At 65.2% G+C, this 26,241-nt stretch carries 28 protein-coding genes; 16 read left to right on the top strand and 12 right to left on the bottom strand.

Features of this window, described 5'->3' with window-relative positions:
- The 3 genes from LZA78_RS08920 to LZA78_RS08910 form a co-directional block, all read left to right on the top strand.
- Positions 1 to 134, top strand: a 134-nt coding sequence (locus LZA78_RS08920; protein WP_233676591.1) for a 4Fe-4S dicluster domain-containing protein, incomplete at its 5' end; no start/stop codon positions are given.
- Between the two features lie 166 nt (positions 135 to 300).
- Positions 301 to 1,998: a tetratricopeptide repeat protein gene (locus LZA78_RS08915; protein WP_233676580.1), complete on the top strand. Its 1,698-nt coding sequence runs from the start codon at positions 301 to 303 to the stop codon at positions 1,996 to 1,998.
- Entirely contained in the window at positions 1,995 to 2,927 is a 933-nt protein-coding gene (locus tag LZA78_RS08910) for a 4-(cytidine 5'-diphospho)-2-C-methyl-D-erythritol kinase (RefSeq protein ID WP_233676579.1), read from the top strand. The genes LZA78_RS08915 and LZA78_RS08910 overlap by 4 nt, the downstream gene beginning before the upstream one ends.
- Positions 2,928 to 2,962: 35 nt before the next feature.
- On the opposite strand, the gene LZA78_RS08905 is transcribed toward LZA78_RS08910, so the two are convergent.
- Positions 2,963 to 3,964 (bottom strand): polyprenyl synthetase family protein, encoded by a 1,002-nt coding sequence (locus LZA78_RS08905; protein WP_233676578.1) that lies wholly within the window; start codon positions 3,962 to 3,964, stop codon positions 2,963 to 2,965.
- A 63-nt stretch (positions 3,965 to 4,027) separates the two neighbouring features.
- Between LZA78_RS08905 and LZA78_RS08900 the strand changes: the two genes are divergently transcribed.
- The 3 genes from LZA78_RS08900 (at position 4,028) to LZA78_RS08890 (ending at position 5,288) form a co-directional block, all read left to right on the top strand.
- Positions 4,028 to 4,240 carry a putative signal transducing protein gene (locus tag LZA78_RS08900; RefSeq protein WP_233676577.1) on the top strand — a complete coding sequence of 71 codons (213 nt, stop codon included), beginning with the start codon at positions 4,028 to 4,030 and terminating at the stop codon, positions 4,238 to 4,240.
- The gene (locus tag LZA78_RS08895; protein WP_233676576.1) at positions 4,240 to 5,001 is read left to right on the top strand and encodes a tRNA1(Val) (adenine(37)-N6)-methyltransferase; all 762 of its coding nucleotides are present in this window, start codon (positions 4,240 to 4,242) and stop codon (positions 4,999 to 5,001) included. Before LZA78_RS08900 ends, LZA78_RS08895 begins: the two co-directional genes overlap by 1 nt.
- 119 nt (positions 5,002 to 5,120) lie before the next feature.
- Positions 5,121 to 5,288: a YdcH family protein gene (locus tag LZA78_RS08890; RefSeq protein ID WP_233676575.1), complete on the top strand. Its 168-nt coding sequence runs from the start codon at positions 5,121 to 5,123 to the stop codon at positions 5,286 to 5,288.
- A gap of 42 nt (positions 5,289 to 5,330) precedes the next feature.
- Here LZA78_RS08890 and yddG read toward each other — a convergent pair whose 3' ends face one another.
- Positions 5,331 to 6,209, bottom strand: coding sequence for an aromatic amino acid exporter YddG (gene yddG, locus LZA78_RS08885; RefSeq protein WP_233676574.1), 879 nt, complete (start codon positions 6,207 to 6,209; stop codon positions 5,331 to 5,333).
- Positions 6,187 to 7,119, bottom strand: a complete 933-nt coding sequence (gene gcvA / locus LZA78_RS08880; protein ID WP_233676573.1) for a transcriptional regulator GcvA — start codon at positions 7,117 to 7,119, stop codon at positions 6,187 to 6,189. The genes yddG and gcvA overlap by 23 nt, the downstream gene beginning before the upstream one ends.
- A gap of 104 nt (positions 7,120 to 7,223) precedes the next feature.
- Between gcvA and LZA78_RS08875 the strand changes: the two genes are divergently transcribed.
- Complete coding sequence (locus tag LZA78_RS08875) at positions 7,224 to 7,391, top strand: hypothetical protein (protein WP_233676572.1); 168 nt, start codon at positions 7,224 to 7,226, stop codon at positions 7,389 to 7,391.
- 7 nt (positions 7,392 to 7,398) lie between these two features.
- Here LZA78_RS08875 and phbB read toward each other — a convergent pair whose 3' ends face one another.
- The 4 genes from phbB to LZA78_RS08855 form a co-directional block, all read right to left on the bottom strand.
- Positions 7,399 to 8,124, bottom strand: coding sequence for an acetoacetyl-CoA reductase (phbB, locus tag LZA78_RS08870; RefSeq protein ID WP_233676571.1), 726 nt, complete (start codon positions 8,122 to 8,124; stop codon positions 7,399 to 7,401).
- A 108-nt stretch (positions 8,125 to 8,232) separates the two neighbouring features.
- Positions 8,233 to 9,408 carry an acetyl-CoA C-acetyltransferase gene (locus LZA78_RS08865; protein ID WP_233676570.1) on the bottom strand — a complete coding sequence of 392 codons (1,176 nt, stop codon included), beginning with the start codon at positions 9,406 to 9,408 and terminating at the stop codon, positions 8,233 to 8,235.
- Between the two features lie 166 nt (positions 9,409 to 9,574).
- Positions 9,575 to 10,417 (bottom strand): EAL domain-containing protein, encoded by an 843-nt coding sequence (locus LZA78_RS08860; protein WP_233676569.1) that lies wholly within the window; start codon positions 10,415 to 10,417, stop codon positions 9,575 to 9,577.
- A gap of 93 nt (positions 10,418 to 10,510) precedes the next feature.
- A complete protein-coding gene (locus LZA78_RS08855; protein ID WP_233676568.1) occupies positions 10,511 to 11,053 on the bottom strand; it encodes a TlpA family protein disulfide reductase in 543 nt (180 codons plus the stop codon).
- A 25-nt stretch (positions 11,054 to 11,078) separates the two neighbouring features.
- On the opposite strand from LZA78_RS08855, the gene argH reads away from it, so the two are divergent.
- The 3 genes from argH (at position 11,079) to LZA78_RS08840 (ending at position 16,607) form a co-directional block, all read left to right on the top strand.
- A complete protein-coding gene (gene argH / locus LZA78_RS08850; protein WP_233676567.1) occupies positions 11,079 to 12,479 on the top strand; it encodes an argininosuccinate lyase in 1,401 nt (466 codons plus the stop codon).
- Positions 12,480 to 12,782: 303 nt separating this feature from the next.
- Entirely contained in the window at positions 12,783 to 14,048 is a 1,266-nt protein-coding gene (lysA, locus tag LZA78_RS08845) for a diaminopimelate decarboxylase (protein ID WP_233676566.1), read from the top strand.
- A 30-nt stretch (positions 14,049 to 14,078) separates the two neighbouring features.
- Complete coding sequence (locus LZA78_RS08840) at positions 14,079 to 16,607, top strand: DUF4175 domain-containing protein (RefSeq protein WP_233676565.1); 2,529 nt, start codon at positions 14,079 to 14,081, stop codon at positions 16,605 to 16,607.
- Positions 16,608 to 16,610: 3 nt separating this feature from the next.
- On the opposite strand, the gene LZA78_RS08835 is transcribed toward LZA78_RS08840, so the two are convergent.
- Positions 16,611 to 17,438 carry a zinc-ribbon domain-containing protein gene (locus LZA78_RS08835; protein ID WP_233676564.1) on the bottom strand — a complete coding sequence of 276 codons (828 nt, stop codon included), beginning with the start codon at positions 17,436 to 17,438 and terminating at the stop codon, positions 16,611 to 16,613.
- Positions 17,439 to 17,584: 146 nt separating this feature from the next.
- Between LZA78_RS08835 and LZA78_RS08830 the strand changes: the two genes are divergently transcribed.
- From LZA78_RS08830 to LZA78_RS08820, 3 genes are read left to right on the top strand one after another with little or no spacing between them, the layout of a single operon-like run.
- Positions 17,585 to 18,256, top strand: coding sequence for a cell division ATP-binding protein FtsE (locus LZA78_RS08830; RefSeq protein WP_233676563.1), 672 nt, complete (start codon positions 17,585 to 17,587; stop codon positions 18,254 to 18,256).
- Positions 18,256 to 19,152, top strand: coding sequence for a cell division protein FtsX (locus LZA78_RS08825; RefSeq protein ID WP_233676562.1), 897 nt, complete (start codon positions 18,256 to 18,258; stop codon positions 19,150 to 19,152). Before LZA78_RS08830 ends, LZA78_RS08825 begins: the two co-directional genes overlap by 1 nt.
- Positions 19,152 to 19,883, top strand: a complete 732-nt coding sequence (locus LZA78_RS08820) for a lysophospholipid acyltransferase family protein (RefSeq protein ID WP_233676561.1) — start codon at positions 19,152 to 19,154, stop codon at positions 19,881 to 19,883. Before LZA78_RS08825 ends, LZA78_RS08820 begins: the two co-directional genes overlap by 1 nt.
- Before the next feature lie 3 nt (positions 19,884 to 19,886).
- Here the strand turns inward: LZA78_RS08820 and sugE are convergent, their stop codons facing one another.
- The 3 genes from sugE to LZA78_RS08805 all read right to left on the bottom strand — a co-directional run bounded on the left by sugE (position 19,887) and on the right by LZA78_RS08805 (position 22,319).
- Entirely contained in the window at positions 19,887 to 20,201 is a 315-nt protein-coding gene (gene sugE, locus LZA78_RS08815) for a quaternary ammonium compound efflux SMR transporter SugE (RefSeq protein WP_233676560.1), read from the bottom strand.
- Positions 20,198 to 21,160, bottom strand: coding sequence for an acetyl-CoA carboxylase carboxyltransferase subunit alpha (locus LZA78_RS08810; RefSeq protein ID WP_233676559.1), 963 nt, complete (start codon positions 21,158 to 21,160; stop codon positions 20,198 to 20,200). Before LZA78_RS08810 ends, sugE begins: the two co-directional genes overlap by 4 nt.
- A 202-nt stretch (positions 21,161 to 21,362) precedes the next feature.
- On the bottom strand, positions 21,363 to 22,319 hold the full coding sequence (locus LZA78_RS08805; protein WP_233676558.1) for an L-malyl-CoA/beta-methylmalyl-CoA lyase: 957 nt from the start codon (positions 22,317 to 22,319) through the stop codon (positions 21,363 to 21,365).
- 283 nt (positions 22,320 to 22,602) lie between these two features.
- On the opposite strand from LZA78_RS08805, the gene dgcN reads away from it, so the two are divergent.
- From dgcN to LZA78_RS08790, 3 genes are all read left to right on the top strand, one after another.
- Positions 22,603 to 23,604, top strand: coding sequence for an N-acetyltransferase DgcN (gene dgcN, locus LZA78_RS08800; protein ID WP_233676590.1), 1,002 nt, complete (start codon positions 22,603 to 22,605; stop codon positions 23,602 to 23,604).
- 70 nt (positions 23,605 to 23,674) lie between these two features.
- Positions 23,675 to 24,637 carry an N-acetyl-D-Glu racemase DgcA gene (gene dgcA / locus LZA78_RS08795; protein ID WP_233676557.1) on the top strand — a complete coding sequence of 321 codons (963 nt, stop codon included), beginning with the start codon at positions 23,675 to 23,677 and terminating at the stop codon, positions 24,635 to 24,637.
- Positions 24,638 to 24,651: 14 nt separating this feature from the next.
- Positions 24,652 to 25,512, top strand: coding sequence for a D-amino-acid transaminase (locus LZA78_RS08790; RefSeq protein ID WP_233676556.1), 861 nt, complete (start codon positions 24,652 to 24,654; stop codon positions 25,510 to 25,512).
- A 72-nt stretch (positions 25,513 to 25,584) separates the two neighbouring features.
- Here LZA78_RS08790 and LZA78_RS08785 read toward each other — a convergent pair whose 3' ends face one another.
- Positions 25,585 to 26,202, bottom strand: a complete 618-nt coding sequence (locus tag LZA78_RS08785) for a hypothetical protein (RefSeq protein ID WP_233676555.1) — start codon at positions 26,200 to 26,202, stop codon at positions 25,585 to 25,587.
- Positions 26,203 to 26,241: the final 39 nt, after the last annotated feature.

Below are 26,241 nucleotides of genomic sequence, written 5' to 3'. Positions count from 1 at the left end.
AGGAGGGCCCGCGCTTCCAGATCAATTTCCAGAACTGCGTCCATTGCAAGACCTGCGACATCAAGGACCCCAGCCAGAACATAACCTGGACTACACCCCAGGGCGGCGACGGACCTAACTACCCAAACATGTAAGATATCAGGCGCCGCAGAGGAAACTCCGCGGCGCTGGTCTTTTCAGGGGGCGCGCCCGTCACAACGCCGTGTTCCGCTACCTTGTACGCGCGTGCGGACCGCCCGCCGCATTGCCTTGGGCGCGCGGTCTCGTTACCTTCGCCGCAAACGACCAGAGGATCTGCCCGTGCCTTTCAGCTTTTCGCTCCGCCCGTTGCTTCTGGCCAGCCTGCTCGGATCGGCGCTTGCAGCACCCCTCGCGGCGGAAGAGGCGGGGCCCTATCTCGCGGCGCGGCTGGCAGCGGGCGCGAATGATTATCGCGCGGCGGCAACCTATTACGCGCAATTGCTGCGCGCGAACCCGCAGAATCTGGAGTTGCAGGAATCCGCGCTGATCTCTCATGTGGTGCTGGGGGATTTCGACACCTCTATTCATATCGCCGAAACCATGGGCGCGCCAAAGGACGGTAGCCAGATCGCAGCGATGACGCTGGTCGCGAAGGCGGGAAGCGATGAGGATTACGCCTCGGTGCTCAGCCTGCTGGATGGCGGCGCCGATCCCGGCCCGCTTCTGTCCGGGCTGGTGCGGGCCTGGGCGCTGGCGGGGCAGGGCCAGATGTCTGAAGCCACCAAGCTTTTCGACGATATGGCCAAGCAGCCCGGTCTTGGCGCCTTCGCCGCCTATCACAAGGCGCTTGCGCTGGCGATGGTGGGTGATTTCGAAGGCGCCGATGCGATCTTTTCCGGCAAGTCTGGCGATCAGGTCAGCCCGACGCGCCGCGGTGTGATCGCCCATGTGCAGATCCTCTCGCAGCTCGAGCGGAACGCCGATGCCATCGCGCTGCTCGACAGCACCTTCGGCACCGAGCTGGACCCTGAACTTAGCGACATGCGCACGGCGCTGGAATCCGGCGAAACCGTCGATTTCTCGATGATCAACAGCCCGAGCGACGGTATGGCCGAGGTCTATTTCACGCTCGGCTCTGCGCTGGCGGGCGACGCGCCGGATACGTTCACGCTCGTGCATCTGCGGCTTGCCGCGATGCTGCGCCCCGATCACGCGGATTCGATCCTGCTGACCGCTTCGCTGTTCGAGCAGCTCGGCCGCCATGATCTGGCGATCGAAAGCTACACGCTTATCCCGCCTGACAGCCCGGTGTTCCACGCGGCCGAAATGGGCCGGGCCGAGGCGATGGTGCAGGAAGAGCGCACCGATGCCGCCATCGAGGTGCTCGAGCAGCTGACGCGCAGCCGACCCGATCTGGCCGGGGTCTGGACCGCGCTTGGCGACACCCTGCGCCGCGAAGAACGCTACAAAGAGGCCGCCGTCGCCTATGACAAGTCTATCGAGCTTCTGGGCGAGCCGCAGCCGGGCAATTGGTTCGTCTGGTATGCCCGCGCCATCTCGCATGAACGCTCGGACGAATGGGAGAAGGCCGAGGCGGGCTTTCGCGAGGCGCTGAAGCTTAGCCCTGATCAACCGGCAGTGCTGAACTACCTTGGCTATTCCTATGTCGAGCGGAAGGAAAACCTCGACGAGGCGCTCTCGATGATCGAACGCGCGGTCGCTGCGCGCCCCGATGCGGGCTACATTGTCGACAGCCTTGGATGGGTGCTCTACCGTCTGGGCCGCTATGACGAGGCCGTCGTGCAGATGGAGCGCGCGGTCGAGCTGGAGGCCGTGGACCCGCTGGTGAACGACCACCTTGGTGATGTGTATTGGGCCGTGGGCCGCAAGCGCGAGGCCGAGTTCCAGTGGAAACGCGCGATCAGCTTCGGGCCGGGCGACGATCTGGATATGGATCGCGTGCGCCGCAAGCTTGAGGTCGGCCTCGACAAGGTGCTTGAGGAAGAGGGCGCCGAGCCCCTGAAACCCGCGCAATGAGCGCGCTTTCGGTCTTTGCGCCCGCCAAGATCAACCTTGCCCTGCATGTGATCGGGCAGCGCGAAGACGGCTATCACCTGCTCGACAGCCTGGTTGCCTTTGCTCCGGTCGGGGACCGGCTGACATTACGCCCGGCCGAAGGGTTTTCGATGACGGTCTCGGGGCCCGAGGCGCAGGGCGTTCCTACGGACCACTCAAACCTCGTGCTGAAAGCCGCGGCGCTTTTCGCCGCGCACACGGGTATGACGGGCGGTGTGGCCTTCCATCTCGAAAAGAACCTGCCCGCGGCTTCGGGTATCGGCGGCGGTTCGTCCGATGCGGCGGCAGCTATTCGCGGGTTGTTGCAGATGGGCTTCGGTGACGCCTCGTCAGTGCAGGCCCGCGTGCTCGGACAACTTGGTGCGGCGCTCACCCGTCTTGGCGCGGATATCCCCATGTGTCTCTCGCCCGAGCCTCAGCGCGCGCAGGGCGTGGGCGACGATCTGACCGCGGCGACGCTTCCGCCGCTTCCCTGTCTGTTGGTCAATCCCCGCGTCGGCGTGGCCACGCCAGCCGTCTTCAAGGCGCTGATACAAAAGGATAATCCGTGGATTACGACGCCGCCCCAATTCGCGGATGCGCAAGACTGCATCGCCTGGCTCGCGGTTCAGCGCAACGACCTTCAACCCCCGGCAATTGCCACGGCCCCGGTCATCGCCACGGTTCTCGAAACCCTCGCCGCGCTGCCCGGTTGCCGCCTGACGCGCATGTCGGGATCGGGCGCCACCTGCTTTGCGCTCTTCGCCACTCCAGCCGAAGCCCGCGCCGCCGAAACCGCGCTGCGCGCCTCACGTCCCGAATGGTGGTGCACTGAAGGCACCCTTGGCGATCAACGCGCCGCCTCGGCTCCACGTCCGGCTTTCAATGTGGCCCAAATATCCCGGGGGTGAGCGGCAAGGCCGCGGGGGGCAGCGCCCCCTTCCCATCAGTTCAGCCGCGCGACGACGTATTCCGCCAGATCCGACAGCATGTCGCGCAACTCATGCGCCGGCAGGGCATGCAGCGACGCTTTGGCCTTGTTCGCCCAGGCCAGCGCCTCAAGGCGCGTGGCCTCCAGGGTGCCGTGCTTGCGCATCAACTCCAGCGCATGCTCCAGATCGCCTTCGCGCTGATCGCCCTTCTCGATGACCCGGCTCCAGAAGGCGCGCTCCTCGGCATCTGCCTTGGCGACGGCCTTGATCACCGGCAGCGTCAACTTGCGCTCGCGGAAATCGTCGCCCACGTTCTTGCCGATGACGTCCGAGGCGCTGCCGTAATCGAGCAAATCATCGACCATCTGGAAGGCGATCCCAAGCGCATCGCCATAATCGAACAGCGCGCGAACGGCGTTCTCATGCGCACCCGCGATCACGCCGCCCACTTCGGTCGCGGCCGAGAACAGCGCAGCCGTCTTGCCGCGAATGACCTTAAGGTAGATCTTCTCGTCGGTGCGCAAATCCTGCGCGGCGGTCAGCTGCAGCACCTCGCCCTCGGCAATCACCGCCGAAGCGTTCGACAGGATCGAGAGAACGCGCATGTTGTCCGTCTCGGTCATCAGCTGGAAGCTGCGGGCAAAGAGATAATCGCCCACCAGCACCGAACTCTTGTTGTCCCACAGCAGGTTCGCTGTCGGACGGCCCCGGCGCTGCTGGCTTTCATCGACCACATCGTCATGCAGAAGCGTTGCGGTATGGATGAACTCGACCGTCGCGGCCAGATGCACATGGTAGGGGCCGGCGTAGCCGCACAGCCGCGCGGCCGCCAGCGTCAGCATCGGGCGCAGGCGCTTGCCGCCGGCCTCGACGAGGTGCTGGGTAATTTCGGGGATGCGCGGCGCGTGCTCGGACGCCATGCGGTCGCGGATCAGCGCGTTGACCGCCGCCATATCCTCGGTCAGGGCCTGTGCCAGACGGTCATGCGGTTTCGTGGCCTTTTCATCGAGGCTCATCATTTTTCCTTCCCGATCCTCCCCGTCTCGACAGGGCGCGAGCTTGCCCCTAAGTGAGGGATTATGAAAGAGCTTCTGCGCACCACGGACCCGGTGAAAATGGCCATGGCAACCGCCCTTCTTGAGGGCGAGGGTATAACGGCGTTTCAAATGGACGTCCACATGAGCGTGCTTGAAGGTAGCCTCGGGATATTGCCGCGCCGCTTGATGGTGCATCCGCGCGACGTATTCCTTGCCAAGGCCATTCTGGCCGACAATCAGATCGGATCGGATTGATGTTTTCCGAGGCGGATCTGACCCACGATCGCTTTCTCGACGGGCGTCTGATGATCTGGCAGCCGAAGACGGGCTATCGCGCGGCCATGGACCCTGTGCTGCTTGCCGCGGCCTGTGCCGCGCAGCCGGGTCAGTCCGTTCTGGAGCTTGGTTGCGGCGCGGGTGTGGCGAGCCTGTGCCTTGGACGGCGTGTCGCAGGGCTTGATCTGACCGGGCTCGAACTCCAACCCGCCTATGCCGATCTGGCGCGGCGTAACGCCGCCGCGAATGGTATCACGCTTGAGGTGCTTGAGGGCGATTTGGCGCATATGCCCGCCGCGCTGCGCGGGCGCGCCTTTGACCATGTGATAGCCAATCCGCCCTACTTCCCGCCGGGGCAGGGCACAGCGGCCCGCGACGCGGGGCGCGAGCAGGCGCAGCGCGAGGCAACGCCGCTGTCGGATTGGGTGCGCCACGGCCTCAAGCGGTTGAAGCCCGGCGGCTGGATCACGCTGATTCAAAACGCCGACCGCCTGCCCGAACTGCTGACAGCTCTGTCGCAAGGCGCGGGTAGTATTGCGGTTCTGCCGATCGTTCCGCGCGTAGGTCGCGCGGCGGGGCGCGTGCTTGTTCAGGGCCGTAAAACCGGGCGCGGCGCCTTCCAATTGCTCGCGCCGCTTGCTCTGCATGCAGCACCACATCATGCTGCAGATGCCGAAGATTTGACGGAAATTGCGCAAGATGTGCTGCGTCGCGGCGCAGAGTTGCGCATGGGTCGCTAAAGTTTTCACAAGATTTCGCGAGTGGGCCGGGAATTATGTCGCAGCATTGCGACAACGGCGTGACACGACTCGGAATCTATGCTGCAATCACCCTATCAGAAACAGGAGAGGAGACTGCCATGTCGCTAAGTTCGCATATTACCGAACTTCGCAAGAAACATCAGGCATTGTCGGTCGAGGTCGAAAGGGCGAGTCGGAGTCCCGGCATCAGCGACTTTCAGCTCGCCGAAATGAAAAAGCAGAAACTCCGTATCAAGGAAGAAATCAGCCGCCTGGAACAGGCGTGATCATCCAATAAATTTTCCGGCCCCGATGGTCGGACCAAGTCTTTAGCGCGATCTGCTCGCCATGGCGGCAAGAAAGGCCCCGGCAGCGATCATCGCGGCCGCCAGTACCAATACGAGACTGGCGGCTGCGACGCCCGCCGCGACCAAGGCGAGCGTCGACAGCAAGGGCGCCGCGTAAGAGGCTGTGCCAAGCATCTGGATATCGCCGCGTTTGACGCCGATGTCCCAAGTGTAGAAGGCCAACCCCACCGGCCCGATCCCCAAAGCCAGAACCGAGGCCCACCCGCGCGTTGTCGCGGGCCAAAGCGTTTCCTCAAGCGCCAGATGCGCAACGCCTGAAAGCATCGCCGTCGCAAGGCAATAGACCGCGACCGCCGCCGTCGGCACGGCCCCCAGACGGCGCGAGATCAGCGAATAGCTCGACCAGGTCAGCGCGCAAAGGAAGGCAAGCCCGTAGCCCGGCAGCGATTCGGCGCTGGCCGCCACGCCGCCGCGCGCGACGATCATCGCGGCACCGGCAAAAGCGATCAGCGCACCGATGATATGCAACGCGCGCAGCCGCTCGCCCGGCAGCAGACCCGAGAAGACGACGATCAGCAGCGGCCAGAGATAGGCAATCAGGCTGGCCTCGGCCGGGGGCGCAAGGCGCAGCGCCGAGAAATAGAGCAGATGATAGCCGAACAGTGCCGCAGTGCCGAAGGCATAGACCTTCCACGAGATTCGGCCGAGCACGCCAAACCCCTCGGTCGCGGCAACCCAGATCAGGCCGATCGTGCCGCCGATGGCAAAGCAGACCGCGTTCAGTTGCAGAGGCGGCACCGGGGCCGAGCCCACGGTGAACAGCGCCAAAAGCGCCCAAAGCGCCACCGCGCTGAAGCCGATCAGGGTGGCGCGCAGCCTACCATTTGGTTCGGAAGTCACGGTCTGCCTCCTGCTCGGCCATCGCGGCGGCCTCCTGCTGTAGCCAGTCCAGAAAAGTGCGGACGGGCGCGCGGGATTCGGCCTCAGGCGCGCAGAGATAGCGGTAACTTTCGCGCGCCACCAGAGCCAAGGCGAAGGGGGCAACCAACTGGCCGTTGCGCAGCGCCTCGGAGGCCAGCGTATGGCGGCCAAGCGCAACCCCTGCGCCACTGATTGCGGCATCAAGCGCATGGTCGGCTTGCGAAAACTGCGGCCCGCCAGAGGGCGCCGCGCCAAGGCCTGCGGCGCGAAACCACCCCGCCCAGTCGATCGTCGGGTTCATGAACGGGCTTTCGTCGTGATGCAAAAGCGGCGCGTGGCGCAGGCTCTCGGGGGTCGGGAACTCGGCGGCAAGCTCGGGCGTCATCATCGGCGTCAGCCATTCGCGCAGCAGAACGCCACTATAAAGGCCCTCGGCGCGATCCGGGCCGAAACGGATCGCCACATCCATATCGTCATGGCGTAGGTCGAGCAGCCGGAAGGTTGCGCTGAAACGCAGCTCGATCTCGGTGTGGGCGCGGGCGAAGGCGAAGAGGCGCGGGGCCAGCCATTTCGAGGTGAAGGCGGGCCCTGCGGTGACGTTGATCAAGTGCCCCCGCGACGGGCGCAGCGCACTGCGCCAGGCGCGGCGCAGGCTCTCCATCCCGTCGCGCACGCCGGGCAGCAGGCGCTGCCCGGTCTCGCTGAGCGAAACCGAGCGGTGGCCCCGAATGAAGACCGGCTGGCCCAGGATCTCTTCGATCTGCCGGATCTGAAAGGACAGTGCCGCCGGGGTGACGTGCAATTCCTCCGCCGCGCTCTGGAATGAGCGGTGGCGGGCGGCGGCCTCAAAGGCGCGCAGGGCGGTCAGGGGCAGGTTGTCAGGGTTCATTTCGATCAAGATATTCTTGTTGCACGCCTGAATTTAACTCGTTTGTGCTAATTATTTAAAGCTGAGATCTTGTGTGCATAGAGATTTTCTTGATGGAGAAGCAAATGCTGCAGATCCCCACATCGCAACGGCAAGAACGGGCGCTGGCCCATGCTTACGACCTGCGTCGACAGGCTTTTCGCCGCCTCTGGTCGGCCATGGCGCAGATCACGCTGCCGCGGCCAACGAAAAAGGCCGCCCCTGTTCAGGGACGGCCCGAAGCTTGCCACTAGGCGCGGATCAGACGACGAACTGGCCGCCGTTGGCCGATATGGTCGAACCGGTAACAAAGCCCGCTTCGTCCGAGGCCAGGAAGACCACACAACGCGCGATCTCTTCCGGCTCGCCCAGGCGGCCGACGGGGATCTGCGGGATGATGCGCTCGTTCAGCACCTTCTCGTCGATGGCGCGAACCATCTCGGTCGCGATGTAGCCCGGGCAGATCGCGTTGACGGTGATACCGGCGCGCGCGCCTTCCTGAGCGAGGGCCTTGGTGAAGCCAAGATCGCCTGCCTTCGCGGCCGAGTAGTTCGCCTGACCGGCCTGACCCTTCTGACCGTTCACCGACGAGATGTTGATGATGCGGCCGAACTTGCGGTCGCGCATGCCCGACCACAGCGGGTGGGTCATGTTGAACACGCCGCTCAGGTTGGTGTCGAGCACCTCTTTCCACTGCTGCGGGGTCATCTTGTGGAACATCGCGTCACGGGTGATGCCCGCGTTGTTGACCAGCACGTCGACGGGGCCCAGGTCGGCCTCGACCTGCGCGATCCCGGCGGCGCAGGCGTCATATTCGGCGACCGACCACTTGTAGGTCTTGATGCCGGTTTCGGCGGTGAACTTGGCCGCGGCCTCGTCATTGCCCGCGTAGTTCGCGGCGACGGTGTAGCCGGCGTTCTTCAGGGCGATGGAGATGGCTGCGCCGATACCGCGCGAACCACCAGTGACAAGAGCAACTCGGGACATGATTCCTCCTCTGGATCGTATGTCTTTGAAACGCTGTTACCGAAAATGAGTAGGGCGCGCAACATTATTGCGCGCCCGTTTTTGCAGTTGCGGCAAAAAAAGGCGCTATCAGAGGCCTTCAAGGCACATGGCAACACCCATGCCGCCGCCGATGCAAAGCGTGGCGAGGCCCTTCTTGGCGCCCGAACGCTTCATCTCGAACACCAACGTGTTCAGGATGCGGCAACCCGAGGCGCCGATCGGGTGACCGATGGCGATGGCGCCGCCGTTCACGTTCACCTTCGAGGTATCCCAGCCCATGTCCTTGTTCACGGCGCAGGCTTGCGCGGCGAAGGCTTCGTTGGCTTCGATCAGGTCGAGGTCGGCGGCTTTCCAGCCAGCCTTCTCAAGCGCCTTGCGCGACGACGGGATCGGGCCGCAGCCCATGATGGTCGGGTCGAGACCGGCGGTCGCGTAGGAGGCGATGCGGGCCAGCGGGGTCAGGCCGCGGCGGGCCGCCTCTTCCTCGGTCATCAGCAGAACGACGGCGGCGCCATCGTTGATGCCCGACGCGTTGCCTGCGGTCACCGAGCCGTCCTTGGCGAAGGCCGGGCGCAGCTTCTGCATCGATTCCAGCGTCGCGCCGTGGCGGATGTATTCATCGTTGTCCACGATAAGGTCGCCCTTGCGGGTCTTGACGGTGAAGGGCGCGATCTCGTCCATGAACTTTCCGGCTTTCTGCGCGGCCTCGGCCTTGAGCTGCGAGTTCAGAGCGAATTCGTCCTGCACCTCGCGTGAGATCTGCCACTGGTTGGCGACGTTCTCGGCGGTCTGGCCCATGTGGTAGCCGTTGAACGCATCCCACAGGCCGTCCTTGATCATCGAGTCGATCATCTTCATGTCGCCCATTTTCTGGCCCGCGCGCAGATGCGCGACATGGGGGCTGAGCGACATGCTTTCCTGACCGCCCGCGATCACGATCGACGCGTCGCCAAGCTGGATGTGCTGGGCGCCAAGCGCGACGGTGCGCAGGCCCGAGCCGCAAACCTGGTTGATCGACCAGGCAGCCGACTCGATCGGCAGGCCGGCATTGATATGCGCCTGGCGGGCCGGGTTCTGGCCCTGACCGGCGGTGAGCACCTGGCCGAGGATGGTTTCCGAGACCTCGCCTTTTTCAATGCCCGCGCGGGCAACGGCTGCTTCGATCACGGCTGCGCCGAGCTCATGCGCGGGGGTGTTCGCGAACGAGCCATTGAAACTGCCGACGGCGGTACGGGCCGCCGAGACGATGACGACGTTGGTCATAGATCCTCTCCTCAGTAGGATTAAGGGGCCTCTGCCCCGTTTCCGCTGCGCAGAATGCCCTAAGGACAGGTCAGGTCAAGCATATTAGCGAACTGTTGCGAACCGTTGCGCAATTATCTTGCGCAGTTAGCGCTAGAGCCCCGGCCGATCGCAAGGAATGCCGGAATCATGCCCGAATTTGGGTCGAAGTTTCGGCCTTCCAGGGCGGCACGATGCTGGGTGCGCCGAAATAATAGCCCTGCATGCAGTCGATTCCGATGGTGCGCAGGAAGGCCGCATCCTCGGGGGTCTCGACCCCTTCGGCCACGGTGAACATGTCGAAATGTTGCGCGATGGCCAGCAGCGCCTCGGTCAGCACCTGGTTGTCGGGGTTCTGCGCGATACCCTGAATGAACTGGCTGTCGATCTTGATGATGTCGAAGTAGAACTCGCGCAGGTAGCGAAACGAGGTATAGCCCGCGCCGAAATCATCCAGCGCAAAGCTGACGCCGCGCGCCCGCAGCCCCTGCATGAAGACGCTGACCAGTTCCGGCATGGTCATTGCCGAGCTTTCGGTGATCTCGAGGATCAGCCGCTCGGCCACGGTCTCATCCGCCGCCAGCCCTTCCTCGAGCGTCTTGATCCACTGCGGATAGCCGATCGAGCGCGCCGACATATTCACCGCCAGCCGCAGGCTCGGGTCTTCGGCCAGCGAGAACAGTCCCATCTCAAGCGACAGGCAGTCAAGCTGGCGGCCGAGTTCGGTGTTCTCGACCGCGCCGATGAACTCGCGCGCCGGAATGATCCGGCCGGTTTCGTCCAGCACGCGGATCAGCGCCTCGTAAAAGGCCGGGGTCTCGGATATCTCGGCCTGGTAGATCGGTTGAAAGGCCAGCACGACATCGCGCCGGTTCACGGCGTCGCGCACCATGCGCATCGTTTCGCGGTCACGCTGAGCGACGGCGAAATCCAGCGGGCTGGCCGCGTCCGGGCTCGGGGGCGCTTGGGGCGGAAGATCGCGGTTCGACATCACAGACTCCTTCGAGGTCGGGGCCAGATTCCCGCAAACCTGCTAAGAAGGCGTAAAGCCGCGAAAGTTATTGGCGAAGCGTGAAACGCGGCCTCAGCCGTCGATCACGGCCTGCAAGATCGCCTTGGCTTCCGGCGCATCCCATTCGGCGCCGCCGATCAGCCGGGCGACCTCGCGGCCCTCGGCGTCGATGATCACGGTCACCGGCAGGCCCGCGATGCCCATGGCCCGCGCGATCGACTGCTTTTCATCCTTGAACATCGGCAGGCGGGTCACCCCGGCCTCTTCGAAGAACTTCTGGATCTTGGGCAGCGGGTTGCGGCCCGTGGCCAGGGTCACGACCTCGAAGGCCTCGCCGCCCATCTCGGCCTGCAACCGGTCGAGCGAAGGCATCTCTTCGCGGCAGGGCGCGCACCAGGTGGCCCAGAAGTTCAGCACGACGACCTTGCCGCGGAACTCCGTCAGGCTGCGCTCGGCGCCGGTTTCATCAACGAAGGGCAGTTCGGGCGTGGGCAGGGGCTCTTCGAAGACGACAAGCTTGCGCATCTCGCCTGCCTTCAGGGCTTCGAGGTCGGCAGCGGCCGCGGCATTTGCACCCAGGCTCAGGGCGAGATAAAGGACGAGAAACCGCAGCATATTGCCTCCGACAAAGGGCCAGACCATGACCGACAGCAAGGATAAATCCTCGAACGCCATGTGGGGCGGGCGCTTCACTGCCGGACCGGACGCGATCATGGAGGCGATCAACGCCTCGATCGGGTTCGACCAGCGGCTCTACGCGCAGGATATCCGCGGCAGCCGGGCCCATGCGGCGATGCTGGCCGCACAAGGCATCATCAGTGATAAAGATGCCGAGGCGATCCGGGAAGGCCTGCTCACGGTCTTGTCAGAGATCGAGGGCGGGAATTTCCCGTTCTCGACCGCGCTCGAAGACATCCACATGAACGTCGAGGCGCGGCTGAAGGCGATTATCGGCGAACCGGCGGGGCGTCTGCACACCGCGCGCTCGCGCAATGACCAGGTGGCGACGGACTTCCGCCTCTGGGTGCGCGACCAGTGCGACGCGGCGATTTCGGGTCTCGATGCGCTGATCCGCGCGCTAATCGGTCAGGCCGAGGCGGGTGCCGACTGGGTCATGCCGGGCTTTACCCATCTGCAAACCGCGCAGCCGGTGACCTGGGGCCATCACATGATGGCCTATGTCGAGATGTTCGCCCGCGATCTGGGCCGTTTCAGCGATGCGCGCAAGCGGATGAACGAATGCCCGCTTGGCGCTGCCGCGCTGGCCGGCACCGGCTTCAACATCGACCGTTTCGCCACCGCCAAGGCGCTCGATTTCGACCGGCCGATGGCGAACAGCCTCGATGCCGTCTCGGACCGCGACTTCGCGCTGGAGTTCCTGTCCTCGGCCTCGATCTGTGCGGTGCACCTGTCGCGCCTGGCCGAAGAGCTGGTGATCTGGTCCTCGGCGCAGTTCCGCTTTGTTGCCATGTCGGACAAGTGGTCCACCGGCTCGTCGATCATGCCGCAAAAGCGCAACCCCGACGCGGCCGAGCTGATCCGTGCCAAGATCGGGCGCATCCTTGGCGCGACCGTGGCGCTGTTCACAGTGATGAAGGGCCTGCCGCTCGCCTATTCCAAGGACATGCAGGAAGACAAGGAGCAGGTCTTTGACGCGGCCGACAACCTGATGTTGGCGCTGGCGGCGATGGCGGGGATGATTTCGGACCTCACCGTCAACCGCGACAAGCTGCAAGCCGCGGCCTCGTCGGGTTTCTCGACCGCGACCGACCTGGCCGACTGGCTGGTGCGCGAGGCCGGTCTGCCCTTCCGCGATGCCCACCATGTCACCGGCACGCTGGTCGCCATGGCGGAATCGAAGGGTTGCGATCTGCCCGACCTGACGCTTGCGGATATGCAGTCGGTCAACAGCGCGATCACTTCGGCGATCTTCGATGTGCTCGGGGTTCACAACTCGGTCGCGTCACGGCAATCTTACGGCGGAACGGCGCCCGATCAGGTGCGCCTGCAAATCGCGCGCTGGAAGGAATTGCTGGGATGAGAACGCTGTCGCTGATTGCCCTTGCGCTGCTGGCCGGATGTTCGGCACCGCGAGTCGATGCGCAATACAGCGTCAGTGAAAACCGTGTCTATCCCACGCTTAGCACCGATATCGGCGGATTTGGACTGAAGGTGACCCCATGAAACGCCTTGTGATCCTTGCAATGCTGGCCCTGGCGGCCTGTGGCGTCGATGGCGCGCCGATTCCGCCGGGCGAGGTTGCCGCAACCCGCTGATCCCGCTTGCCGCAGGGGCCGCGCTGCTGCTACTGCGCCCACGAACCTGCCCCGAGAAAGGTCACCCGATGGACCACTTCCTCTACCGCGATGGCGTGCTTCATGCCGAGGACGTCGCGATCCCCGAGATTGCGGCCGCCGTCGGCACGCCGTTCTACGTTTATTCGACCGCCACGCTGACCCGCCATTTCCGCCTCTTCGACGAGGCGCTGGAGGGGATGGACCACCTTGTCTGCTTCGCGATCAAGTCGAACTCGAACCTCGCGGTGCTCAAGGTGCTTGGCGATCTGGGCGCGGGGATGGATGTGGTCTCGGGCGGTGAATACCGCCGGGCCAAGGCTGCCGGTGTGCCGGGCGAGCGGATCGTCTTTTCCGGCGTCGGCAAGACGCGCGAGGAAATCCGGCTGGTGCTAGAAGGCGGCATCCGCCAGTTCAACGTCGAATCCGAGCCCGAGCTGATCGCGATTTCCGAGGTCGCCTCGGATCTGGGCGTAAGCGCGCCGATCGCGATCCGCGTCAACCCCGACGTGGATGCCAAGACCCATGCCAAGATCGCGACCGGCAAGTCGGAAAACAAATTCGGCATCCCGATCGCCAAGGCGCGCGCGGTTTACGCGATGGCGGCCAAGCTGCCGGGCATCTCGGTGGTCGGCGTCGATGTGCATATCGGCTCACAGCTGACCGACCTTGCGCCCTTCGAGGTCGCCTTCACCAAGGTGCGCGAACTCACGCTGGCGCTGCGCGAGGACGGGCATGACATTCGCCGCCTCGATCTGGGCGGCGGCCTTGGCATTCCCTATGAGCGTTCGAACGCCGCCCCGCCGCTGCCGGTGGAATATGGCGCGGTGATCCGGCGCACTGTGGGTGATCTGGGCTGCGAGATTGAGATCGAGCCGGGGCGGCTGATTTCCGGCAATGCCGGGATCATGGTGGCCTCGGTCATCTATCTCAAGCAGGGCGAAGGGCGCGATTTCCTGATCGTGGACGCGGCGATGAATGACCTCGTGCGGCCCTCGATGTATGACGCCCATCACGACATCATCCCGGTGGTGGAACCCGCACCGGGCACCGAGGCACAGCCCATCGACGTGGTCGGCCCGGTCTGCGAAACCGGCGACACCTTCGCCAAGGCGCGCGGGTTGACGCCGCTTGGCGCGGGCGATCTAGTCGCCTTCCGCTCGGCCGGGGCTTACGGCGCGGTGATGTCGTCGGAATACAACTCGCGCCCCCTGATCCCCGAGGTTCTGGTGAACGGGGATCAATTCGCTGTCATTCGACGCAGACCGAGCTTTGAGGAAATGCTGGCCCGCGATAGCATCCCCGAGTGGCTCTGAGCGATTTGGCGTCGGAGCCGGAAAGGAACGATGCCGAAACGCGCCCGCCCCGCAACGCCCGCGCCGCTTGAGGCGCTGCGCCGTCCGCTCGTCCTGACGCGGGCGGGCATGGTGTTGGAGCGGGGCCTGCGCGCCTTCTGGCCGTTGCTGAGCCTTGCCGCGCTTGGCTTTTCGGCCGCGGCGTTCCGGTTGCAAGATCATCTGACGCCGGGCTGGCTATTCGCGGTGCTTTGGGCGACTGGGGCCGCGATCTTCATCGCCCTTGTCTGGGGTGCGTGGCGCTTTCGCTGGCCCGCGCGGCGCGAGGCCGTGGCGCGTCTTGATGCGACCCTGCCGGGGCGACCGCTGACGGCGCTAAGCGATGCGATGGTGCTAGGTGGCAATGATACCGCCAGCCGTGCCTTGTGGGAGGCGCATCTGGCCCGCATGGCCGCCCGCGCGGCAGGTGCGCGCGCCGTGGCCCCCGCGCCCGATCTCGCGCCGCGCGACCCTTTTGCTTTGCGTTTGACGGCGTTGACCGCGCTGGTGCTGGCCCTTCTGTTTGGCGCGCCTTTCCGCGTGCTGGATGTGCAGGCGCCCGGTGTGCTCGGCAGCGCCGAGGCCGCGATGGGCCCCAGCTGGGAAGGCTGGGCCGAGCCGCCGCGCTATACCGGCAAGCCGGGGCTCTACCTTAATTCGCTCGATAGCGACCTGATTGCCCTGCCCGAGGGCAGCCGCATGGCGTTCCGCTTCTACGGTCCGGCAGGCGCGATCCCGTTCGAGGAAACCGTCTCCAGCCCCGCGGCGCTGCCCGAGGCCGAAACCGGCGAGACGCTGCAAAAGCGCGAATTCATCATTGAACGCTCCGGCATCGTCGAGATCGGCGGCCCCGGCGGGCGCCGGTTCGAGATAACGGCGCTGGCAGATGAGACGCCAAGCGTAGCGCTTGTCGGCGTCGCCGAGCGCCGTGCCGATGGCAAGCTCGCGCAGCCCTTCCACGCGATGGACGATTACGCGGTGACCTCGGGGCGGGCGCGGGTCAGCCTCGATCTGGATGCCGTGCCAAGGCTTTACGGCCTCGCGCTTGCGCCCGAGCCGCGCGAGGATCTGGTCTTCGATCTGCCGCTGCCGATCTCAGGCTCGCGCGCGGATTTTGTTGAGACGCTGGCCGAGGATGCTGCCCGTCATCCCTGGGCGAACCTGCCGGTGAAGCTGACGCTCGAGGTCGAGGACGGGCGCGGCCAGACCGGCAGCACGGGCGCGCAGGCGCTTGAACTGCCAGGGCGGCGGTTCTTCGACCCGCTGGCTTCGGCGCTGATCGAGGCACGCCGTGACCTGCTCTGGTCGCGCGAGAACCGGGTGCGGGTGGCGCAATGGCTGCGCGCCGTGTCCTCCCGCCCCGATGAATTCATCCCGAAATACGACATCTACCTGATGCTGCGCATGACGGTGCAGCGGCTTGAGACCGGTCCTCTGACCCCCGAGGTGCGCGATGAGATCGCCGAGGCGCTCTGGCAGATGGCCGAGTTGCTGGAAGATGGCGGCCTTGCCGATGCGCTGGCCGCGATGCAGCAGGCACAGGAACGCCTGTCCGAAGCAATCCGCAACGGCGCCTCGAAGGATGAGATCGCCAAACTGATGCAGGAACTCAAAGAGGCGACCGACCGCTATATCCAGATGTTGGCCGAGCGCGCACAGCCGGAGGAAGGCCCGCAGTTCGGTCAGCAGCAACCCAGCCAGCAGATCACCGGCGACCAGATCCAGCAGCTGATGGACGAGATCCAGCGCCTCATGGAAGAAGGCCGGATGGCCGAGGCGCAGGAATTGCTCGATCAGCTAGCGCGGATGATGGAGAACCTCAAGGTCACGCAGGGGCAGGGCGGCGAGGGCGACATGCCCGGCAACCAGTCCATGCAGGATCTGGCCGAGACCCTGCGCGAGCAGCAGAAACTGTCCGACGATTCGTTCCGCCAGATGCAGGAGGGTTTCGGTGACGGCGCCGAGCCCGAGCAGCCAGGCGAAGGCGAGGGCGAAGAGGGCCAGGGCGGGACCGGAGCGGATGAGCTTGCGAAGCGCCAGCAGGCCCTGCGCCAGAAGTTGGGGCGTCAGCAAGGGCTGATGCCGCGCCTTGGCAATGAGTCGGGCGATACCGCGCGCCAGCAGCTCGATGAGGCCGGGCGCGCCATGGAAGAGGCCGAGCAGGCGCTGCGTGACGGCGACAACGGGCTGGCCATCGACCGGCAGGCGGACGCGATCGAGGCGTTGCGCGAAGGGATGCGGTCCTTGGGAGAGGCGCTGGCCGAAGAGGCCGGGCGCCAGCAGGGTAATCCGGGCGCCGATGGCGAGCGCCGTCTGGGCGATGCGCTCGGTGGCAACAGTGCCCGCGAATTGCCGCGCGATCCGCTTGGCCGCAGCCTTGGCAACGGCGATCGCATCGGCGCGCAGGACGAGATGCTGGGGGCTGACGACGTTTATCGCCGCGCGCGCGATCTGCTGGATGAAATCCGGCGCCGCTCAGGCGAGCGGCTGCGCCCCGAGGAAGAGCTCGACTACCTGCGCCGCTTGCTCGACGCGTTTTAGGGATTATTGCGCGGTGTCGTCGCGCAGCTTGTGGATGACGCCCTGCAACTGGCTATCCAGCCAGATGCGCCCCTTGTCGACGCTGGCCACATAGCTTTCCAGCACCGGCGAAAGCGGCGGGGCCAGTGCCTGCAACTTGGGCGCCGAGGTATATAGCACAACCGCGATCAGCCCGATCAGCAGCACCAGCGAAAATCCGAACCGGAAGCCCGAGCGTTGCCGTGCCAGCGTCTGCGGCGCATCGACGGACACGTCGAGGTCGATCCGGTCGGAGCTGGCGCGCAGGGTCGAGTTGATCTCTTCGATATCGGGCAGACGCTCGCGCCGCGATGCGGCGCCTTGGTCCTCGGGCTCGTCCTCTTCGGGTGATGCAATGTCACCCTCGGGGCCGCGCTGCATCTGCGCGATCTTGGCCGCGGCGCGCGAGGCAGCCTGGGCGGCGGCCGGCTCCAGCGTCATTTCTTCCTGGGTCTCGATCGGCGCGCTTTCGGTGCGGCGCTGCGCGGCCTCGCGCTCGGCCTCTTCGCGCAGGATCGCAAGCAGGCTGTCATCGAGTTGGCGCCGCGGGGTCTGGCCAGCGGCAGGGGCGGGCGCGATGCCCGGCTCATCGGCATGGGGTTCGGGGGCGGGTTCCGGTTCCGGCTGCGCGGGCGGCTCCGGTTCGGGTTCAGGCACTGGCGCAGGAGCCTCGACCACAGGCTCCGCAGCGGCTTTGCCGGGCTGGAACCAAAGCTTGCCACAGGCCGAACACTGGACTTCGCGCCCGGCGTCGGGGATGGCCGCATCATCAACTTCGTATTGCGCTGCGCAATTCGGGCAGACCAGCCGCATTCCGATAACCTACCTCTTGCCCCTCCGATCGCCATTCTGGCAATTCACTTGCATATGTTGTAGCAAGCGCGTGGCCAATATCCAAGGGTTTGCGGCACCTACAGGATTATTGCAGACGGGATTAGCGCGAACAAAGGGGCTGTGCAGTGATCGAGCTGCAAAATGTGGCAATGAGCTATGGCGGGAGCGAGCTGCTCTCGGAGATGACGCTCAAACTTGTGCCGGGGTCGTTTCACTTTCTGACCGGCCCGTCGGGCGCGGGGAAAACGACGTTTCTCAAGCTGTGTTACGCGGAATTACTGCCCTCGGCGGGGCAGCTGAGCCTGTTTGGCAGCGATGTGCGCGGCCTTGGGCGCGACGAGATCGCGGGCCTGCGCCAACGCATCGGTGTCGTGCATCAGGATTGCCAGTTCCTTGATCATCTTTCGGTTGCCGAGAACGTGGCCCTGCCGCTGAACGCCACCGGGCGCAACGTGAATGAGGGCGAGTTGCGCGAGCTGCTTTCCTGGGTCGGGCTGCGCGCCCAGGCTGAGGCGTTGCCGCCGCAGCTGTCGGGCGGCGAACGTCAGCGCGCCGCGCTGGCCCGCGCGGTGATGATGTCGCCCGATGTGATCCTGGCCGATGAGCCGACCGGCAACCTCGACTGGGAGATGTCGCTGCGGCTGCTCTCGCTGTTGATCGAGCTGAACAAGATGGGCAAGACCGTGGTGATCGCGACGCATGATCTCAACCTGATCCGCACGGCCAAGAAAGAGGTTGCGGCGCGGGTTCTGCGCATCGCAAACCGGCACTTGCAACTGGCAGGGGCGGATCTGTGATGCGGGTGGCGCTGGCTTTTCTGCGGGGCGATCTTTCGGCGGCTGGCCGGGTCGTGCCTCCTACCGGTTTCACCGCGCGGCTGACGCTGCTAACGGCGGCGGCGATGGCCTTCCTTGCGGTCTTCGCGCTGGCCTTGTCGCTCGCGACGGGGCGGCTCGCCGATCGCTGGTCCGAGGCGCTGGCGCGTTCGGCGACGATCCGCATCTCGGCCCCGGCCGAGCAGATGCAGGCCCAGGTGCAGGCGGTGTTGGGTGTGCTGTCCACGACGCCCGGCATTGCCAGCTACCGTCCGCTGGAACCCGAAGAGATGAAGGCGCTGCTCGGGCCGTGGTTCGGGCCGGACCTGCCTGTGGACAGCCTGCCGCTGCCGCAGCTGATCGAGGTGACCGAGACCGCCAAGGGGATTGACGCCGAGGGGCTGCGGCTGCGCCTTGCCGCCGAGGTGCCGGGCGCGGTGCTGGACGATCACACCCGCTGGCGCCGCCCGCTGGTCGCGGCGGCCGAGCGGCTGCGGATGCTCGGGCTTTTGTCGCTGGTATTGATCGGCGGGGCGATGGCGGGGATGATCACGCTGGCGGCGCAGGCGGCGCTGGCCGCGAACGGGCAGGTGATCCGGGTGCTGCGTCTGGTGGGCGCGCGCGACGCGTTCATCGCCAAGGCCTTCGTGCGGCGCTTCACGCTGCGCGGGCTGGCGGGGGCCGCGCTTGGGACCGGGGCGGGGATGATCGCGATTGCGCTTTTGCCCGCGACCGACGAGGCCGGCGCCTTCCTGACCGGGCTAGGCTTTGCGGGCGCGGGGTGGCTATGGCCGCTGGTCATTCCGCCGCTGGCGGCCGTGGTCGCCTATGGGGCGACCCGCGCCGCGGCGCTGCGTATGTTGAAGGGAATTCGCTGATGATCGTCGTGCAATATCTGCGCTCCATCGTCTTCATCGTGCAGATGTACATCATGTTGGCGGTGATCTCCGTCGGCCTGTTCCCGGTCGCGCTGATCGGCAGGCGCGACGGCGCGATCTGGGTGTGCCGCGCCTATTGCAAATGGGTGTGCCATTCGGCGCGCTGGATCGTCGGGCTGCGCACCGAGATCCGTGGCGAGGTGCCGTCGGGCGATGTGCTCGTTGCCTCCAAGCACCAAAGCTTTCTCGATATCCTGATGATTTATGCCGCCGTGCCGCGCGGCAAGTTCATCATGAAGAAAGAGCTGGTCTGGACGCCCTTCGTCGGCTGGTATGCCTATCTGATCGGCTGCATCCCGGTTGACCGTGGCAAGCGCGGCGCGGCGGTGCGCTCGATGCTGGCGAGAGCCAAGGACAGCCGCATGGCGGGTGGGCAACTGATCATCTTCCCGCAGGGCACTCGCGTCGCCCCTGGCGTCAAGCGCGACTACAAGATCGGTGCCGGTGCACTTTACAAGCAGATGCAGCAACCCTGCGTTCCGGCGGCAACCAACGTCGGCGTGTTCTGGCCGCGCCACGGTATCCTGCGCAAGCCCGGCATCGCGGTGATCGAGTTCTTGCCCGTCATCCCGCCGGGCCTGAAGGTGTCCGAGTTCATGGGCCGGCTTGAGGCAGAGATCGAACCTGCCTCGGATGCGCTGATGGCCGAAGCGGGCTTCGTGGCGCGGTAAGTCTCAGGCCAGTTTGAGCGCCGCGATCCCGGCGACGATCAGCGCAACGCCCGCAACGCGCATGGCGTTCACCGGCTCTGCAAACAGCACCACCGCCAGAATGGCCGTGCCAAGCGCGCCGATCCCGGTCCAGACGGCATAGGCCGTGCCAACCGGCAGGTCGCGCATCGCCCGCGAAAGCAGCACGAAGCTTGCGACCGCGCCCAGAAGCGTCAGCGCCGTCGGCATGGGGCGCGAGAATCCGTCGGAATATTTCAGGCCAAGCGCCCAGGCGACCTCAAGCAGCCCCGCGATGCTCAGCACGAGCCAGGGGCTCAAGCGGCAAGCCCTTTCGAGCCCATGTCGAGGAACTTCTTGCGGCGTTCCTTAATCAGTTCGCCACGCTTCTTGCCTTTCAGCTCGGCCAGCATCAGCGCGATTTCCGAGCCCACGGCGGCGATCGCTGCTGCACGGTCACGCTGCGCGCCGCCCAAGGGTTCCTGGATGATGCGGTCGATGATCGCGAGTTTCTTGAGATCCTGCGCGGTCAGGCGCAGCGCCTCGGCGGCCTCGCGCATCTTCTCGGCATCCTTCCACAGGATAGACGCGCAGCCCTCGGGCGAGATCACCGAATAGACCGAATGTTCGAGCATCGCGATACGGTCCGCCGTGGCGAAAGCCACCGCGCCGCCCGAGCCGCCCTCGCCGATGATCACCGACACGAGCGGGACGCCGATCTGCAGGCATTTCTCGGTTGAGCGGGCGATGGCCTCGGACTGGCCGCGCTCTTCCGCGCCCTTGCCGGGATAGGCGCCGGGGGTGTCGATCAGGGTCACGACAGGCAGGCCGAAGCGGTCGGCCATATCCATCAGGCGGATCGCCTTGCGGTAGCCCTCGGGACGGGCCATGCCGAAGTTGCGGGTGATGCGGCTGGCGGTGTCATGACCCTTTTCATGGCCGATGACGACGACGGGCTGGTCGTTGAGGCGCGCAAGGCCGCCCATGACGGCATGATCGTCGGCGAAGTTGCGATCGCCCGCGAGCGGCGTGAATTCGGTGAAGAGCGCGTCGATATAGTCCTTGCAATGCGGACGGTTCGGGTGACGCGCGACCTGGCATTTGCGCCAGGGGCTGAGATCCTTGTAGAGGTCCTTGAGCAGCTGCGCAGCTTTCTTGTCGAGCGCCGCGGCCTCTTTCTCGACATCCATCTCCGCGTTCTGGCGGGCCAGGGCGCGCAGTTCTTCTGCCTTGCCTTCGATTTCGGCAAGCGGCTTTTCGAACTCGAGATAGGTCGTCATCGGATCCCTCCGTTTCGGTGCGTCGTCTATATGACGACGCTGGCGGGGAAATGCAACTGATGCGAGGGGGAGGGAGGCTTACGTCTACGTCATGTCCTTATAACGGAAACGCCCCGACCGTGAGGCCGGGGCGTCCCTGTTTCCCTCATGCAGCGGGGCCTCCCCTCCCCACCGCTCCGGGATTCGATTCTTCACGAAGAGTTCAACCCTTAATCATTTCTGCCTGTCTGACAATAACCTCGGCCTGACGAATCGACGCGATATCGACCAAACGGCCCTTGTAGACGGTGGCGCCGGCGCCTTCGGCCTTGGCCTTCTCCATCGCGGCGAGGATTTCGCGCGCTTCGGTCACAGCGGCTTCGGAGGGCGTGAAGACCTCGTTCGACAGCGCGACCTGCTTGGGGTGGATCGCCCATTTGCCAACCATGCCGAGCGTGGCCGAGCGCAGCGCCTGCGCGCGGAAGCCCTCGTCATCCGAGAAGTCGCCGAACGGGCCATCGACCGGTAGGATGCCGTGGGTGCGGCAGGCGGCGACGATGGCGGTCTGGGCCCAGTGCCACGGGTCCGACCAGTATTTCGCGCCTTCGCGCAGCATGTAGTAGTTTTCCTGCGTGCCGCCGATGCCGGTCGTCGCCATACCCATCGAGGCCGCGAAGTCGGCGGCGCCGAGGCTCATGGCCTGGAGGCGGGGCGAGGAGGCCGCGATTTCCTCGACATGGGCGATGCCAGCGGCGGATTCGATGATGACCTCAAGCGAGATGCGCTTCTTGCGGCCCTTGGCGGCCTCGATCGCGGTGACCAGCGCATCGACGGCATAGACGTCGGCGGCGCAGCCCACCTTGGGGATCATGATCTGGTCGATGCGCTCCGAGCCGTCTTCCAGCAGCTCGACCACGTCACGATACCAGAACGGCGTGTCGAGGCCGTTGATACGGACCGAGAGATACTTGTTGCCCCAGTCGATATTGTGCGAGGCCGCGATGATGTTGCGGCGCGCCTGCGGCTTGTCGTCAGGGGCGACCGAGTCCTCAAGGTCGAGGTTGATCACGTCGGCTGCCGACTGGGCCATCTTCTCGAAAATCGCCGGGCGCGAGCCGGGGCCAAAGAGCTGGCAGCGGTTGGGGCGGGCGGGGGCGGCGGGCTGAACGCGGAAGCTCATGATCTCTCTCGCAATGATGTTTCGAGTTTTGTCGCTGGCGGGATATAATATTGCGCGCAGCGTTTCAAGGGCATTTCGCGGGCGCAGAATCATTGCTGCGGTTGCGGTGGAAACTTGACGGGTTTTGGGGTGCGGTGGGATAATAATGCGAAAATTTTCCACATGGCAGTATAATCTTCGGCAATGCTTAAATCGTAAGCGACAATTCTCGAAAAAATCCCCGCGTGGCGCGCTATTCTGTTGCTAAGTCAACAATACTGTCCAATCGGAGAGCGCCATGTCCATGATCGAGACCCCGTACCTTCTGTTCCTGGGCGACGCGCCCGATCAACTGGCGGCCAAGGTCGCGCAGGGTATCAAGGACTGGCGCCCGGAATTCGCGCTTGGCCAGTATCGCATGGAGGGCTGCAAGGCCGATATGGGGCTGGCGGACATGAACCTCGCCACCGCCAAGGCAGCCGGTGCCAAGACGTTGGTGATCGGTGTTGCGAACCGTGGCGGCGTGATCAGCCCGGCCTGGAAGAAGGTTCTGGTGCAGGCTCTGGAAGAGGGGTTCGATCTGGCCTCGGGGCTGCACAACCTGCTGCGCGACGAGCCCGATCTTGTGGCAGTTGCCGCCGCCTGCGGGCGTCAGCTGCATGACGTGCGTGTGCCCTCGGTCCAGTATCCGATCGCCAACGGCATCAAGCGCACTGGCAAGCGTTGCCTTGCCGTGGGCACCGATTGCTCGGTCGGCAAGATGTATACGGCGCTTTGCATGGAGCGCGAGATGCGCGAGCGCGGCATGAAGGCAAGCTTCCGCGCCACCGGGCAGACCGGCATCCTGATCACCGGTGACGGTGTGCCGCTGGATGCCGTGATCGCCGATTTCATGGCGGGCTCGGTCGAGTATCTGACGCCCGACAATGATGCAGATCACTGGGATCTGATCGAGGGGCAGGGCAGCCTGTTCCACGTCTCCTATTCCGGGGTGACGATGGCGCTGATCCATGGCGGTCAGCCCGACGCGCTGATCCTGTGCCACGAACCCACCCGTGCCCATATGCGTGGCCTGTCGGGCTACAAGCTGCCCTCGCTTGAGGCGGTGCGCGATATGGCGCTGGCACTGGCCAAGGTTGCGAACCCCGCCTGTCAGGTGGTGGGCGTGTCCGTGAACACCCAGCACATGCCCGAGGCTGAAGCTCTGGCCTACCTTGCGCAGGTCGAGGCCGACATGGGCCTGCCCGCCACCGACCCCTTCCGTTTCGGGGCGGCCACGCTAGTGGACGCGCTGGACGCGATCTGAGAGGCTGCGCGCGTGGCCGGGGGCGGATGCCTCCGGCGGAGGTATTTGAACCAAGAAGAAAGGGGATGCGATGATCTCCGTGACGGCGGATGTGTTCCGGCTGGCCGAGGTGTTCACCATCTCGCGCGGGAGCCGGACCGAGGCCAAGGTGCTGACGGTGCGGATCGCGCGCGCTGGCGCCGTGGGCCTGGGCGAGTGCGTGCCTTATGCGCGCTATGGTGAGAGCCTGGAGAGCGTGGCGGCGCAGATCGAGGCGCTTCCCGCCGGGATTTCGCGGGCCGAGTTGCAAGAGGCGCTGGCGCCGGGGGCCGCGCGCAATGCGGTCGATTGCGCGCTGTGGGATCTGGAGGCGAAGCTCGCGGGCAAGCGGGTCTGGGAACTGGCCGGGCTGCCTGCGCCGGGGCCGATGACCTGCGCCTATACGCTCTCGCTCGATACGCCAGAGAAGATGCAGGCGGCGGCCGCACGCCACTCGCATCGCCCGCTTCTGAAGATCAAGTTGGGCACGCCCGACGACATGCCGCGGCTGGAGGCCGTGCGGGCAGGCGCGTCCAATGCGCGGATCATCGTTGACGCGAATGAGGGCTGGAGTGCCGAGGTCTATCAGGATCTGGCGCCGCATCTGGTCCGGCTGGGTGTCGCGCTGGTCGAGCAGCCCTTGCCGGCAGCGGATGACGAGGCACTGATCGGCATTACGCGGCCTGTGCCGGTTTGCGCCGATGAAAGCTGTCATGATCGGGCGAGCCTGGGTCACTTGCGCGGCAAGTATGACATGGTGAACATCAAGCTCGACAAGACCGGCGGGTTGACCGAGGCGCTGGCCCTGCGCGATCTGGCGCGGGCCGAGGGCTATCAGATCATGGTCGGCTGCATGGTGGGCTCGAGCCTTGCCATGGCGCCTGCGGTGCTGGTTGCGCAGGGCGCCGAGTATGTTGACCTTGACGGGCCGCTTCTGTTGGCCGAAGACCGTGCCACCCCCTTGGCCTATGCCGAGGGCAAGGTTTACCCGCCCGAGGCCGGGCTTTGGGGCTGAGCAAGGAGAGACGAATGAGCCGGACTGTCTATCTCAATGGTCAATATCTGCCGGAGGAAGAGGCCAGCGTCTCGATCTTCGACCGTGGGTTCGTGATGGGCGATGCCGTCTACGAGGTGACCTCGGTTCTGGGCGGCAAGATCCTGGAGTTCGACGGCCACGTCGCGCGCCTCAACCGCTCGTTGGCCGAGCTGGAGATCGTTTGCGACATCAGCCGCGAGGAGTGGCTGGAGATCCATCGCGAGCTGATCAAGCGCAATGACCTCGACGAGGGCATGATCTATCTGCAGGTCAGCCGCGGCAATGCGGGCGATCGCGATTTCCACTACCCCCCGGCAGGCACTCCGCCGACTGTCGTGCTTTATACCCAGTCGAAGCCCGGTCTGGCCGATGATCCGAAGGCGCAAAAAGGGATCACCGTGATTTCGGTCCCGGATCTGCGCTGGCACCGCCGCGACATCAAGACCGTGCAGCTGCTTTACGCGTCGATGGTCAAGATGGCGGCGGAGAAGGCGGGCAAGCAGGACGCCTGGTTCGTCGAGGACGGTTTCGTCACCGAGGGTTCCTCGAACAACGTCTATATCGTCAAGGACGGCAAGATCATCACCCGCCAGCTGTCGAACGACATCCTGCACGGGATCACCCGCGCGTCGCTGCTGAAATATGCCGCCGAAGCGCAGATGGAGATTGTCGAGCGTCCCTTCACCGTCGCAGAAGCCCAGGCGGCTGACGAGGCGTTCTTCACCTCGGCTTCGGCTTTCGTCATGCCGGTGGTTGAGGTCGATGGCGTGGCGCTTGGTTCGGGCAAGCCCGGCCCGGTGTCCCTGCGCCTGCGCGAGATCTATCTGGACGAAAGCGTCAAGGCCGCGATCTGATCGCAACTGCCTTATGAGAATGAGAAAACCCCGGCCACAGCCCTGGCCGGGGTTTTCCGTTGCCGGGCCGTTTTACACGGCGCGCGGCGCGCGGAACTGGAAAAGATCCGGGGTCAGGCTTGCCGCATCGGTATTGTCGAGGATCAGGATGGCCTCGTCCTCGATCACGACGCGGGTGCGGCGGCGGCCTTGCACCTGCTCGAAGCGGATGCTTTCGCGGCGCGGGGCCGGGCCGTCGAGTTCAAGCTCTAGCCGTTCGCCGGGGGCGAGATCGTCGATCCGCGGCAGGTCGTCATCGGCGTCATGCACCGACGCGGGCTGCTGCGCCAGAGCCGCCGGGGCAGGGCGGGGGCACTGTTCGGGCGCGTGCAACATGGCTTCCAGCCGTTTCCACATCGCCTCGTCGGGGTTTTCCCGCAGCTCGGGTGCGGCGGGCTCAATCGTGAGTGGCTCGGGCTGTTCGATAAGACGGGTGCTACGACGCGCCTGACGCTCGGCGAAGCGCAGGGCTTCGGAGGGGGACGGTAATTCGTCCTTGGTGATGACCGGTTTTTGCGGCGCCGGAACATCTTCCGGTGTCGGTGACGGGGAACGCCGACGCAGCGGCGCGATCCCCAGACGGGGGCACCCCAGCTCTGCCCAAAGCAGCAGCGTGAGCGCCACACTTAATGCGAGAAATAACGCGAACATGAGATAATCCTTACTCTATGGAAAAACGATGACGCTGGG

The sequence above is a fragment of the Rhodobacter flavimaris genome (genome assembly GCF_021378075.1).
Lineage (GTDB): Bacteria > Pseudomonadota > Alphaproteobacteria > Rhodobacterales > Rhodobacteraceae > Rhodobacter > Rhodobacter flavimaris.
Note: the sequence above shows the minus strand (reverse complement) of the source record. Positions and strands in the feature narration are given on the sequence as shown.